The organism is Deferrivibrio essentukiensis (assembly GCF_020480685.1).
GTDB lineage: Bacteria > Chrysiogenota > Deferribacteres > Deferribacterales > Deferrivibrionaceae > Deferrivibrio > Deferrivibrio essentukiensis.
The window spans coordinates 46,413-59,930 of sequence record NZ_JAJAFU010000009.1 but is presented as its reverse complement, the minus strand read 5'-3'; the positions used below and the strand labels follow the sequence as shown (position 1 = coordinate 59,930).

Annotated in this window: 14 protein-coding genes and 1 pseudogene; 11 read left to right on the top strand and 4 right to left on the bottom strand. The window is 26.6% G+C overall.

Annotated elements, in window-relative coordinates:
- The 4 genes and pseudogenes from LF845_RS06190 to LF845_RS06175 form a co-directional block, all read right to left on the bottom strand.
- The gene (locus LF845_RS06190) at positions 1-3,234 is read right to left on the bottom strand and encodes a helicase-related protein (RefSeq protein WP_242820135.1); all 3,234 of its coding nucleotides are present in this window, start codon (positions 3,232-3,234) and stop codon (positions 1-3) included.
- Positions 3,235-3,358: 124 nt separating this feature from the next.
- Positions 3,359-3,538: pseudogene (locus LF845_RS06185) on the bottom strand (IS256 family transposase); the annotation flags it as partial.
- A gap of 71 nt (positions 3,539-3,609) precedes the next feature.
- The gene (locus LF845_RS06180; protein ID WP_242820134.1) at positions 3,610-4,032 is read right to left on the bottom strand and encodes a hypothetical protein; all 423 of its coding nucleotides are present in this window, start codon (positions 4,030-4,032) and stop codon (positions 3,610-3,612) included.
- A 16-nt stretch (positions 4,033-4,048) separates the two neighbouring features.
- A complete protein-coding gene (locus LF845_RS06175) occupies positions 4,049-4,567 on the bottom strand; it encodes a thermonuclease family protein (protein ID WP_242820133.1) in 519 nt (172 codons plus the stop codon).
- Between the two features lie 201 nt (positions 4,568-4,768).
- Here LF845_RS06175 and LF845_RS06170 point away from each other — a divergent pair, with 201 nt between their 5' ends.
- The 11 genes from LF845_RS06170 (at position 4,769) to LF845_RS06125 (ending at position 12,406) form a co-directional block, all read left to right on the top strand.
- Positions 4,769-5,494 (top strand): XRE family transcriptional regulator, encoded by a 726-nt coding sequence (locus LF845_RS06170; protein ID WP_242820132.1) that lies wholly within the window; start codon positions 4,769-4,771, stop codon positions 5,492-5,494.
- A 15-nt stretch (positions 5,495-5,509) separates the two neighbouring features.
- Positions 5,510-6,406: a DUF5655 domain-containing protein gene (locus tag LF845_RS06165; RefSeq protein WP_242820131.1), complete on the top strand. Its 897-nt coding sequence runs from the start codon at positions 5,510-5,512 to the stop codon at positions 6,404-6,406.
- Positions 6,396-6,725: a hypothetical protein gene (locus LF845_RS06160; protein ID WP_242820130.1), complete on the top strand. Its 330-nt coding sequence runs from the start codon at positions 6,396-6,398 to the stop codon at positions 6,723-6,725. The genes LF845_RS06165 and LF845_RS06160 overlap by 11 nt, the downstream gene beginning before the upstream one ends.
- The gene (locus LF845_RS06155; protein ID WP_242820129.1) at positions 6,722-6,988 is read left to right on the top strand and encodes a hypothetical protein; all 267 of its coding nucleotides are present in this window, start codon (positions 6,722-6,724) and stop codon (positions 6,986-6,988) included. Before LF845_RS06160 ends, LF845_RS06155 begins: the two co-directional genes overlap by 4 nt.
- Positions 6,978-7,469 carry a putative molybdenum carrier protein gene (locus tag LF845_RS06150; protein ID WP_242820128.1) on the top strand — a complete coding sequence of 164 codons (492 nt, stop codon included), beginning with the start codon at positions 6,978-6,980 and terminating at the stop codon, positions 7,467-7,469. The genes LF845_RS06155 and LF845_RS06150 overlap by 11 nt, the downstream gene beginning before the upstream one ends.
- A 246-nt stretch (positions 7,470-7,715) precedes the next feature.
- Positions 7,716-7,973: a pPIWI-associating nuclease domain-containing protein gene (locus tag LF845_RS12115; RefSeq protein ID WP_479723419.1), complete on the top strand. Its 258-nt coding sequence runs from the start codon at positions 7,716-7,718 to the stop codon at positions 7,971-7,973.
- A gap of 16 nt (positions 7,974-7,989) precedes the next feature.
- Positions 7,990-8,196: a pPIWI-associating nuclease domain-containing protein gene (locus LF845_RS12110; RefSeq protein ID WP_479723418.1), complete on the top strand. Its 207-nt coding sequence runs from the start codon at positions 7,990-7,992 to the stop codon at positions 8,194-8,196.
- A 371-nt stretch (positions 8,197-8,567) separates the two neighbouring features.
- Complete coding sequence (locus LF845_RS06140) at positions 8,568-9,383, top strand: hypothetical protein (RefSeq protein ID WP_242820127.1); 816 nt, start codon at positions 8,568-8,570, stop codon at positions 9,381-9,383.
- Between the two features lie 30 nt (positions 9,384-9,413).
- A complete protein-coding gene (locus LF845_RS06135) occupies positions 9,414-10,088 on the top strand; it encodes a nucleotide-binding protein (protein ID WP_242820126.1) in 675 nt (224 codons plus the stop codon).
- Positions 10,089-10,406: 318 nt separating this feature from the next.
- Entirely contained in the window at positions 10,407-10,625 is a 219-nt protein-coding gene (locus tag LF845_RS06130; protein WP_242820125.1) for a hypothetical protein, read from the top strand.
- A 14-nt stretch (positions 10,626-10,639) separates the two neighbouring features.
- On the top strand, positions 10,640-12,406 hold the full coding sequence (locus LF845_RS06125; protein ID WP_242820124.1) for a hypothetical protein: 1,767 nt from the start codon (positions 10,640-10,642) through the stop codon (positions 12,404-12,406).
- Positions 12,407-13,518: the final 1,112 nt, after the last annotated feature.

Below are 13,518 nucleotides of genomic sequence, written 5' to 3'. Positions count from 1 at the left end.
TCACCTAATAAGCAAAAAAGTAATAATTTCAAAATCTTCTAAATCGTATTTTGAATCACTGACCATTTCTTTTAGATTGCCTATTTGAAAAATATTCAATGTCACATTTTCTTCTATTTTTTCAATTATTTCATCTTTCACTTTAACCAACAAATCACAATATTTATTCATATTTTTACAATTATTGGTCTCTTTTTTAAATTCATCAACTAATTCACCAAATACTTTATTTTGGCCAAGACACAGACTACGATAAATATCAAGAATTTTCTTTACGTTTGTATATTTATATAAAATATCGCCATTTTCATCGATATAGACCAAGTAATAGGGATAAAGTGGATTTTTAAGATTATTAGCTTCGTTGTATTTGACCTCTTTCAAACAAAAGATTACGCCTCTTTTTATGATATCATTTATTTTTTCGTTTTCATTTTTAACGATTGCAAAAATTCCTTTTGGAGCTTCTAATATTTCACCCTTATGACTCTCCAAGTATGTCAAAAGGTCTATTCTGAAATCATCTAATGTAAAATCAGTAAGAGAAATATTCCCTTGAATATCTTCGAGATCAAGCACTTCATTTTGCAAGCTTAATAGTTGTTTTTTCCTGTATTCTAAGTCTCTCATTTCGTTAAGCTTTTCATCAATTATATTTTCTTCTCCGGTAGCAGATACATCGACCATGACCATTCGCTCTTTTACTCTATTAATTAAATTTATATATTCATCTAACTCCATAGGTGGCCAAAAATTGACAAGTTGGATATATTTATTTTTACTCCCTATTCTATCAATCCTACCAAACCTTTGAATTATCCGAACAGGGTTCCAATGAATATCGTAATTAATCATATAATCACAATCTTGCAAGTTTTGTCCTTCTGAAATACAGTCCGTAGCAATTAAAACATCTATTTCATCTTGCATATCTGGATAAATTTTATCTCTTTCTTTTGAAATCGGGGAAAAGTTTAACAATACATTATTAAAATCAACCCTATCTAATTTCATTGTAGTTTTTGGGTTTTTTGCTCCTGTTACTAATGCAGAATTTATATTAAAATTTTCTTTTAGCCATTTTGCTATATTTTCATATAAATATTCGGCAGTATCTGCAAATGCGGTAAATATGAGTATCTTTTTATTATTGGGATTTATCGGATTATTAAGTTTCTCTTCTATTTCCTGCTGCAAACTTTTTAATTTTTTATCTCTATCCGGAGTAATTTTCTTAGAGGATTGTAAAAGGGATTCTAAAATTTCTTTATCATATAAAAGATCTTGTTTCCATTTAACTAAATCAATATCTTCTAATAATATTTTTATATTATCGCCCACGTAAAATTCATCATACTCTTCAATCAACTGTTCTAATTCTTTTAAAGTCAGCTCAAAAGAGCTCGTATGTTCTTCTATCTTATTTAAAATTAAGTCTATTTTCTCAATTATATTCCCTAAGGTCTTAGAAAATGAAAATATAGAACTTTCAAGCCTTTTAAAAATATTAGATTTCATTAAATAAATTAAGCTACTTTCCCTGTCCGTCTGCTTAAAGACAGTTTTTCCTCCCTTAATAACAGTATCATACTTTTTACTGTAATATTCTGTTCTTTGGGGAAGTATATATTTCATTGGAGAATAAACAGCTAATTTTAATCTTAAAATATCATTGTTTATTTTTTTTATTTCAGGGAATTCATTATTTACATCTATTGCCTCTTTAATATTTTTAGGTTTATTTCTAATAGGAAAACTACCTAACTCTTTTATATTATAATATTTTTCTATATGCTTTCTAGAACGAGCAATTGTTAGTGCATCAAGCATCTTAAAATAATCCCAATTCATCATATCTAATAATTTTTCTGTTGTTTTTTTATGCTCATCAAGTTGTGACCACTTATTAAATATTGTTTGTGCATTTTTTAATGTAGTATTAATGCTTGGTATATTTGTGGTTTCAGCCAAAGCATCATCTCTGCCTTCTGTAATAAATGCAATCTGATTTTTTAAATCCTGTAATTTATTATTTACTGGTGTCGCTGACAACATGAGAACTTTTGTCTTTATCCCTGCTTTTATTATGTCCCGCATTAACTTTTCGTATCTTGTTTCTCTGTCATTCCTGGGTTCGTTGTTTCTAAAATTATGTGATTCGTCAATTACGACTAAGTCATAATTTCCCCAATTAATATGTTCTAAGTCAATATCTCCACTTTTTCCAAATTTTCGAGATAAATCAGTATGATTTAATAAATCGTATGAAAATCTATCGTTTAACAATATGTTTCTTCTATCATTTTGCCTATAAATCAGCCAATTTTCTCTAAGCTTTTTTGGAGCTAAAACTAAAACTCTATAGTTTTTAAGTTCGTAATACTTAATTATTGCCAACGCTTCGAAAGTTTTTCCTAATCCAACGCTGTCAGCAATTATACAACCACCATGAGTTTCAATTTTATTAATAGCTCCCAAAACAGCATCTTTTTGAAAATTATATAATTTATTCCATATGTTAGTGTCTTTAAAACCTGTCCGGTATTGAATATTCTCTCTAAATTTGTTATCTTCTAAAAACTCATTGAATATATTATATAATGTAACAAAATATATGAATTCAGGCGTGTTATCTTTAAATAGCAATTCTATTTTTCTTAAGATTTCTTGTTTAACATCTTTGACTAACTTTTTATTGTTCCAAATATTATTGAACCAAGTTAAATAGTTATTGTTACTTTTTTCTTCTAATGCTGTAACAATGTAATTGTTTGATGTTGTAATAAATCCTAATCCACTTGTAGTAAATGGTGTTCCGCCTATAATAACAATACTTTTATTCTCATTTTCAATATTATATAAATTACCCTCGATTTTATTGTTTGTTATAGATTTAAATTGAGCACTACTTTTTACCCACTCATAAAATTTATTGGCAATATATGAAGTATTTAATTTATTCCTATAAATGTTTTCATCATCGATTCCAAAAAGGGCTTCTTCGAAGGGCTTTATTTGGTTTTTTAATAATTTGTTTTCTGTTCCCACAAAAACTGGGTTAGTATACAAAAATCTAAACTCAGATGCATTGTTAAGATTTTTCATTAATTCATAAAAAGCATAAATAGATATTGAAGAAGCAGCTATTGAAATTTTTGAGCCTTCTTTGATATGTTCCTTAAGTATTGTACCTACCGGTAGTTTCTGTTTGCCATTAAACACACGACTATTCATCGAAAGTCTCCGTTAAAATAACACTTTAAACATTCAGATACATTTTAACATAACATAATTTTTTTTCTATAAAAATAACGGTAGTGTCAATTTAATTGTGTCATCCATCCCCCTTGAAATCTTTTTATTCATTGAAGGTTTCTTCAAGAATATGTGAATATCTTAATTTTCTTAGCTGATATTTTAAGCTCTTGTCATTAAAGAGTAAGTATAATAATTTATTGGCTCTTTTCTCTGAGTGATAATATCACCTAGTTCTGATATTATCTTTAAGTTTCTTAAAACATCTCTCAATCCAATTAGTGAGTATCTATAAGTAGTTAAATCCTAGCTACCCATATTTTAATTTGCAAATTTTAGTAGAGTTATTCAGTTTTATTTACTGAACACACTTTTATTAATAATTTTAAGTATCTCTGTGAACCCTTTTTGTACTTCATTTGTCGATATTTCATCTGCCATAATATCTTCAATATTGTTACATAGTTCGTTTAGTGGAGTAAAATTAACAGCAGAAAAATTAGAACCTTTACTCCATCCTATTTCACGTGCAAAACTGACATTAATACTGTGGATTATTCTTCTTATTTTACCTTTATTAGCTAATTTTATGAAATTTTCCATAGACTTGTCGTTAGTACTTGCTTTATCCCACCTGCTTTTTAAATATGATATAACTGGTTTAACACAAACAATAATTTCGCCTGTATTTATATCTAAGTATAAAGGTAGTGCTATATTCATGTCCTTATCCAATGTAACTAAAATGCATTCATCTTGAGATAATTCTTTTTTCATTTGTAACCTCCTAATCTTATTCTCCACATAAACATTTCATTACTTTATAATCAACTCCCCAAAGTCCTCTACGTTCTAACTTTGCTCTCTCTAAAAGAGTATCTAATACTTGTTTAGGATACTTTTCTTTTTTGTAGATACATGCATAGCCATCTGCTACTATATCAAAATTATATGGTATCTCAGAACCTCTTTTATAAACTACAGCAAGACTTCGCTGATAATAGCCTTTGCCATAAAAATCGACTTCTACATTTTTAGAACCTGAAAAATATTTTTTAGCATAACTTGTAGCTAAATTACCTAATTTTATCATCCTACCTTTATCTACTCCACATTTATAAGCATCCTTTTCAAGTTTTTTGGAATTAAACTTTTCAGGTGTGTCAATCCAAATAAGTCTTAATGTAATATCTTTGCCATCTTGTAAAATATGGAAGGTATCACCGTCACTTATTTTTGTTATACGAGCAGGTGTGCCTGCAAAGGCAGTAACTGAGAATAAAAGAATCAAGATTGATAACAATTTTTTCATATCGATTCACCTTTTATTATAATATTTGTGACATTTGCTTTAATATTTCACCGAATATTCCTAAATGTTTTTACTATGGAACTTAATGGTTGTCGAGGATTTTTCAAAAATAAACAAGAAGGTAAAGTTGTTCAATATAATAGTGATTCATTTATTTTAAATTTAATTTGCAATATTATAACCAATCGGCTATAGTTAAGTATGTTTAATTTTGATGTTCTTATTAAACGACTGAAAACTGCTATAGAAGAATCTGGTCTATCTGTTAGAAAAGTAGCTAAAAAAGCAGGTATTCACGAAGTTTCTTTATATCGTTATTTAAATGGTGAAAGAAAGTTAAATAACATTGATGTAGTTTACAAAATATCTAAAGCATTGGAGATAAATATGGATACTTTTTTTAAAGATTTTAATGCTTATGAAGAAAATTCTTTATCTGATGTGTTTGTTACCTATGGTGATGAAGAATATATTAATAACAAATACGATAATTATATCAAACTACCTCTTATGGAATGTAAAGTAGGTGCTTATCCAGGTATTATTGAAATTGCAGATGATAAAGTAGATGGTTGGGTTTGTATAGATGCTAAAAACCTACCTAAAAATATATCTGAAAGATGTTATGCTTTTAGAGTGAAAGGCGATAGTATGGAGCCATACCTTTGTGATAACGATTTAGTAGCTATACTACCTTATCAAGAACAACCATCTTTAGAAACAATAATTAAAACAAATGTTTACCTTGTAAAAATCCCTGACGGATTTGGAAGCTATGGGCTTTCAATTAAGCATATACACGTTATTGACAATAAAACAGTTGAGCTTGTATCAGATAATAAGCAATACCCACCATTAACTATAAATCTTGAGGATAGTGATTTTAGGATAATGGGCAGGGTGGTTTGGATGTGGAGAGAAATGTAAAATGAAGGTGAAGTTATGGCTGACATAAAACTATTCAAGATTAAAAATAGTAAAGCTATTGAGCTCTATGGAACAAATGTAACTTTGGAAAAATCCTTACAAAATTTAATAGAAAAAAACTTAAACGAAATATTAGGTATTAAATTTATATGCTCTGAGCATACAACAGGTAAAACACATGCAGGAAGAATTGATACTTTGGGCTTGGATGAAAATGGTAATCCAGTAATAATAGAATATAAAAGAACAATGACTGAAAACGTAATCAATCAAGGTTTATTTTATTTAGATTGGCTTTTAAGTCACAAAGCAGAATATGAACTTCTTGTCCAAGATATATTAGGAATTGATGAACGGAAAAGAATTGACTGGAGTATGCCGAGACTTATTTGTATAGCAGGTGATTTTACTAAATATGACCTGTACGCCGTTCAAGTAATGAATAGGAATATTGAGCTTATAAGGTATAAGTATTTTGAAGACGATTTATTATTACTGGAATTAGTAAATACTGTTACAGCCGAAAATAAACCAAAGAATAATGGTGAAAAGAAATACTCAGGAGTATCAGACTTTATACCAAAGCTGAATGGAGAGCTTTCTGATTTACTCGAAGACTTAAGGAATTACTTAAAATCTTTAGGCGACGATGTTCAGGAAAAGTTCCTAAAATATTACATAGCTTATAAACGTTTTAAGAACTTTGTTTGCTTAGAAGTACATCCTTCTAAGGAGTGTTTAACCTTATATTTAAAGATAGACCCCACAAAAGTAGAATTAGAGGAAGGTTTTTCTAGAGATGTTACTCATGTAGGACATTATGGAACAGGAGATTTAGAGGTTATTATTAAAAATAGGACTGATTTAGAGAAAGCCAAACAATTAATAGAGAAAAGCTACAATGAAAACTAAGGTATTTATAATTACGGTAATTCTATTTATATTCTTTATTTTCTTTGACGTAGGCTTTGCACAAGACAATAAAACTGATGATGGCTACTATTGTAACGACAAGGAAACATTACAGGAATATGAGGATTTAATAAAAAAATATCCTGATGATATGAACGTACAAACATTGCACGCTTTGTGGTTGGGGCTATGTCTCAAAACAGGTAGGGGAGACATAACAATAAATCAAGGGAATGAAATATTTGATAAATATAGAAAGCAAATTATTGATAAACTACACAAACAAAAAATGAAGGATGAATCGAGCAAAAGCCTATGAAAGAGCTGAATATTAACCAGATAAAGGATATAGTTTTTCAGATTGAAAAAAGAAATTTGTATAGGAAAATTAAGATTTACGAATACGGAAAAGGATTGCCTTCCAATTGTTTCATCTACAATATTTCTGAGTATGAAAACAAAGATGTTTGGTTTATAATATATTCTATTGAAGACTTATGCCTTAAGAGTTCTTCTGTTATTATTCTTGAAACAGGTACTAACAAGGTTTTGTACGAAGGGAGTTGTCATGATGAAGGATAAAATAAAGATTGTCTCTGGCGGCCAATCAGGAGCTGATAGGGCTGGTTTAGATTTTGCAATTGCTAATGGTTTCCCATACGGCGGTTATGTTCCAAAAGGTTTTAAATCAGAAGATGGTGGGTTAACTAAAGAAAAGTACCCTAACTTAGTTGAAACTAATAGCTCAGATTATAAAGTAAGAACAGAAAAGAATATAATGGAATCTGATGGCACATTAATTGTGTTTTGTAGTTTATCTGGAGGAACAAAATTAACTGTTAAATATTGCGAGAAACATGACAAACCTTACATCCTCATAAATATGAAAGATGATATTTTAGAAAATGCTAAGAGTGTTGTTGAGTGGCTACAAAAGAACGGTATAAAAGTGTTAAACGTAGCAGGCAATAGAGAATCCAAATGTAAGAATAGTATTTATAAATACACATACTCTCTATTGAATACTACCTTTAATTTAAAAGACTCTATTTATAGTATTTGATTGTATCAAAGCTATAAAAATAGGTCAGGTAATGTAAACTTTTGTTTGTAATTTACTTACTGATAAAAAAGGACTACGTTTTTAAAAGTTTTTATTGTTACCCAATCTTCCATACTTATCACCCCTTTCACCTCCACAGTTAACTCTCTGGAGGCTTATTATATTCACAGGTGGGTCAATTTTAATGAAAAAACTGGGTCAATTTTACATGAAAATTTACACAAAATAAATAAATCAATAAAAATATTGAATAAGTACACTCATATTAATGAAAATACATTTAATATTAATAGGGTTGAAATTGAAGAATATGTGATTGAGGTAGTTAAAGCATTTAGTGACTTTTTTTATACTATTCAAGAAACTAAGGATAAAATAAAAAATAAACTTTATAATTATTCCATTCATAAAGAACTTTTTGCTTATACAATAGAGAATTATATAAATGAATTAGATTGCTTAGCAACTCACTATTTTGTTAAAGATATTAATATTGAATATTAAAAATGATTTAATTTTAGTGGAAATAAAAGGCTATGTTTTTGTTTATTTACAATGGGGATCTTCAAGTGATTTAAAAAAAGGTGATGGAGTTGAAACGGAACATGCTTTCCCTTTTAAAGCTTTACTTAATGTTGCAATAACTGAAAATGGTAATATTTATCTTAATGAACTAGACATAAAAATTCAGAATTTTAACGTAAATAATAGGAGTTGGTTTGAATAAAAACTAATTCTGCAGGAAATAATACAAACTTTGCGAAAGCAAAGTAGTTAATACACGCAAATTTTTTTTGCGGATAGTTTCAATTTATTTTTCTTATAAAAGACTTATAAAAGACTTATAAAAGACTTATAAAAGACTTATAAAACTCTATAAAACTCTTATAAAACTTTATAAAACTCTATAAAACTCTATAAAACTCTTATAAAACTTTATCAAACTCTATAAAACTCTATAAAACTCTTATAAAACTTTATCAAACTCTATAAAACTCTATAAAACTTTATCAAATATTATAAAATACTATCAATCATTTATAAAAATTCTACTTTAAAATTACAGTATATATGTTGAAAACAAAAAAGGAGGTAAAAATGGATAACCTAGAAAAATTAATCGACGAAGTAAAAATAGAATATGGTGAGCAAAACAAAAAGAAAAAAAGATTTATTTTTAAAACTGTAAAAACAGAAGATATTTTAAAATTATTAGAATCGAATTTGCCGTTACATTTGCAACTGGAAGTAATATGTAAAGCTTATAAAATAAAAAGCAATATAATGAGTTATTCTAATTTTTTAAAAAAGTTTTATCCTGCTGAATATGAAGCCTTTTTGTTGCGAACTGGTACTAAAAAGAAAACTAAAAAACAAAATATAAATAATGATAATAATGTACAAAATAATAATAATGATAATAATAATGTACAAAATGATAATAATAATAATGTACAAATTGAATTACCAAATAATGTAAAAACTATACAACATATTGATAATAATGAATTTATTAAAAAAGAAGATGATTTTTATGTTATTACGTTTGATAAATTTGAAGAATATCTAAATTTAGATAAAAATGAAATTAAAAGCAAAATTACAAAATTAAAACAAGAAAGTAATTTAAGCACATATAAACAAAAGCAACTGGAATATTATAATAATATTTTAAAAGGTTATATCGAAACTGTAGTAAATAATGAAGTAGTAAAAGTCAGATTTCCATTTCATTTTCAATTAACTAAAAATTTGGAAGATACAATTTTATTAAATACCGAGTTTTTAAATAAGCAATTAACTGTCGGAATTAAAAATAATACAATATATTTGAAATGGGATGCTTTAACCCCGATTGATTACTATTCACTGGATACAATACAGCAATACCAACGTATTGCATATAATTTATAAAATAAAATAAAATAAAAGGAGGTAAGAACTATGAGCAAAAAATTTAACTTAAACTTAGTTATGCAAGGCAAAGGCGGTGTAGGTAAAAGCTTAATAAGCAATATGCTAATGCAATATTATATGTATAAGAGGAAGGTAGATGTTATAGGCTTTGATGTAGATGCAGAACAAAACACGTTGTCAGAATGGTTTAATAATAAAGTTATTACAGTTGATATTGTTAATCCGGAGCTGGACGATATTGATAAAGATAAATTTTACGATTTTGTCGAATTAGTAACTAAAAATAATAATAAAAATATAGCGGTTGACGTAGGTACAAGCATTAGCAAAAGCTTTTTGGCGTTTCTAAAAGAATTAAATGTATTAACAATTTTAAATGATTTATTTAATATTAATGTGTTTAGTATAGTAACGGCAGACGAAAATACTGTAAAATACTTAAAAAATATTTTTGCATTTAATCAGCCTGCACATGTATTTAAAAATGAATATTTTGGCGAAGTAAACTACGATACAGAATATACTTTTTTTAAATTGCACGATTTAAATAAACGTCCTGTTAAAAAGGTATTGGAAAATAAAATACATTATACTGATATTAATAACACTAAAAATTTACATGTAATCGAAAAGGCTTATGCTTCCTACATGTATAAACATTACTTTGATCAGTTCGATAAAATATTTCAAGCAGGGGAGTAATCTCCCCTTTTTTTTGTAATTTAAACTCAAAAATTTTTTTTTACGGTTAAACAAAAAAGGTTGCTCCCTGACTCAAAAAAAGTAATGTTGTCAATATCTTAAAACTGTCGACACAAGGTCCCATTCCCTTTTTAATATTCTAATTATTTATTAATAAGTTAAAGCTTTTTCACTTAAAAATTACAGTATATGTATAAAAGGAAGGTGATAACTAATGTTAAAAAAATTAAATTTTTTTTTTAAAAAATTTGAAACCCCTGTTATATACCAAATAATATATATAACAAATAATATATATAACAAAAAAAGGAGGTAACAATGAGTTGCAAACTGCAAAAAACAAACAAAAATGAAATTAAAAACGACATTAAAAACGACATTAAGTATACCGGGATATCTTTAAGTTTAACCACTTACAAAAAATTAAAAATATTAAGTGCGCTAATTAACAAGTCAGCTTCAGCTGTAATTGAGGATGCTTTAAAAGAGTATTTTGATAATAATTACAAGCAGTTACAAAACTTAAATATTTTATAAAAAGAGGTGCACTTATGTCAAAAAAAGAGAAGGCTACACAACAAAATGTAGTGCAGCCTGCTGAAAAAATTGCAAAAACAAACGTAAATAACGCTAATTGTAATTTAGCAAATACAACACAAAATGTCAATAATAATACTATAAATAAATTAAACGATGTAGTTATAACTGAAAATTTTGGCAACTGGTTTAGCAAACAAAATGAATGGATTTGTAAAGTTGGTTTAAAGTTTAAAAACGATAGTATATATACACACAACCGACAAGCAGCTGTGATGAATAATATTGCAAGCAGAGTATTTATTACACAAAATAAATATTTATTTTTAGATAGCATAAGTAACGACTTAAAAATTATTAAAAATAAAAACGAATTAATTGACGTGCTAAACCGACGCTATTTATTAAAAAATAATGTCGATGAAAATTTTTTGAAAGAGTTATTAATACAAAATTATGTCGAAACGATACAATACGAAATCGATCCTTTTGCTACTAAAGTGCAATTGTACAAAAAAGATACTGTATTACATATTATATTAAATACAATAAAAATTAATACGTTTAAATTAAACATTAATATAACAAAAAAAGAATACAATGAAATAATAGCAGCTTATAAAAATCATTTTGAGCATTTAGACGAAATTATGCAGTTTTTAGTTGCTTGCAGATTTACCGAAAACCGACGCAAATCTTTTTTATATGTAAACGCACCGGCGGAATGGGGTAAATCTTTTTTTAAAAATATACTATTTGAGATAGGTTTAGCACATGAAATAAATTATGTAGATTTAACAAAGCAGCCTTCAGGTTTGTCTCCTCAAGATTTTTTAAATACATTTGTGCTGGTGGTCGACGAATTTAAATATTTTCCACATGAGATGAAAGATTTAACAAATTACTTTAGAGTTGAAAGTAAAAATCAGCTACGCAGTGTAGTACCTGTTTATGCTAAGTTATTTTTAAGCAAAGAGTTTTCCGAAAGCTTTACAAACGGAGTTGACGAGCAAATTTTGGATCGAGTTTCTGTTATTAAAATAAAAAATACAAAAAAACTTAGTAATATCGAATTATTTAAAAAAGATAGGTACAAATTTTATTTAGTTGTTAAGCATTATATTTATAACTATATTAACAAATTAATTAAGTATTATATAAATTTAGGTAAACACGAAGCTTATAATAAAGCAACAGATTTTTTAGAGCAATTTAACAATAAATATAAAATAAAAGCATTAAATTTAGATACATTAATAAAACAAAAATTTTATTATATAATTTATAATGTAGCGGAATACTTAAAACTTAAAGAAACAAATTTCGAATATAATGCAACATACGCAACACTTAGTAAAATTATATTAAAATATGAGAATATTTTAGATGACTTTATACTTTATAAAAACAAACTTATCATAAAAAGATTAACTAAAGTTTTTGAATATATATTAAAAACAGAATTTGATGAATCAGAATTCAAAAAGGCAAGATACAGAAAAACAGAAATATTTGATATTTTAAGCTGCGACGAAAGCAAAACATATAAAGTAAGCGGTGTAAGTGTTTTCGGTGTACTTTTTGAAATAAATGTAATTAAAAATACATTAATTGAACTAGGTATAAATATAGATAACGATAATAATAATAATAATAATAATGTTGAAAACAATACAATAAACTGTTTAAATACTATAAATAATGTAGAAGATTTTGAAGATTATGATTTTTATAATACTAATAATGATTTAGAGGAATCTATAACAAAAAACGGTTGGTAACTATTTGTTATCAGCCTTTTTTTTGTTTTTTTACGATTAAACAAAGAAAAGCTGCTCCCTGACTCAAAAGTGTAATGTTGTCAACAATTTAAAACTGGCGACACAAGGTCCGATTTCCTTTTTAATCGGGCTTTTGCCTTTTTTGTGCTAAAAAACTCAAAAAAAATATTGTACTTTTTATTCATTCTTTTTTTTGAATGGACTTTTTACTTAAAAAATTTTTCCCGGTTAAAGAAAAAAGTTGCTCCCTGATGCAGAAACTGTAATGTTGTCAATATCTTAGAGCTGTCGACACAAAGTCCCCTTTCCTTCTTAATCGGGCTTTTTGCCTTTTTTGTGTGCTGTAGTACTTTTTAAAAGGTGAGAAAGGTGAGAATTTTACTGTCAAAATTTCTCACCTCGAAGTTGTTATCTATCAATAATTTACGTAGTCAGGTGAGAAAAGGTGAGAATTTTAAAATCAGTATTTTTCCAATAATATCAATTATTTATTATAAAAGGTGAGAATTTTTTAGTAATTTATACAATAAAAAGTGTTTCCAGATACCGTATTTTAAAACAGTGTTGTATTATCATATATTTTGAGTATATAAAATGTAAAAAATAGCCAAATTTTTCTCACCTTGCCTATTTTTTAGGGTTAACTTATTGATAACTAAGAATTTTTAAGGTGAGAATTGTTTTCTCACCTTTTCTCACTTTTCTCACCTTTTGCTTTTTTTTTAAGCTAAATCATTGTTATTATTGGATTTTCAAGGTGAGAATTTTTTTCTAACTTTTTCTCACCTTTTTTTTTGTTTTTACAAAATATATTAAAAATATACTAAATTAAATTAGTATATTATATTTAAATTGATTTAATAATATATAACTTTATATGTATATATTTTTTCTATAAGCCCTCTCTATATTTTTCAAAAAAAAAAGTTATATAATTTTTTATATTCTATTTTTTTAATTATAAAAAATTTCATTTAATTAAATTAACCTCTATAAATTATTGATAAAAAAAAGAAAAAAAAGTTTATTTTTTTTATTTTTTAGTTTTTTGAAATTTTTTTCATGTTATATACCTGAATAGGATGTTATTATGATTTTCTATAACAAAATAT